The sequence below is a fragment of the Pseudomonas sp. AC463 genome, from assembly GCF_979253585.1.
This window is the reverse complement of the sequence record NZ_CEEDDZ010001129.1, coordinates 1-238: the sequence shown is the minus strand read 5'-3', so window position 1 is coordinate 238 and position 238 is coordinate 1. Positions and strand designations below refer to the sequence as shown.

The 238-nt window shown below is 61.8% G+C and carries 1 protein-coding gene; it reads right to left on the bottom strand.

The annotated features are described in order from the left end of the window. Window positions 1-238, bottom strand: a 238-nt coding sequence (gene rfbC / locus AC0IYH_RS33820; RefSeq protein WP_471838834.1) for a dTDP-4-dehydrorhamnose 3,5-epimerase, incomplete at both ends; no start/stop codon positions are given.

The following is a 238-nucleotide window of genomic DNA, read 5'->3' as shown; positions in this document are numbered from 1 at the left end:
ATCCCAGCGGATGCAGCGCTCGTGGGCCGGTGCGTAGTAATCGGTGGTCTTGTAGAGAAATTCGGCGAATTCGCTGAGCACCAGAAAACCATGGGCGAAGCCTTCCGGTACCCACATCTGACGCTTGTTGTCAGCGGAAAGGTGAGCACCGACCCACTGGCCGAAGGTCGGCGACTGGCGGCGCAGATCCACGGCAACGTCATACACCTCGCCTGCGGTGACGCGCACCAGCTTGCCC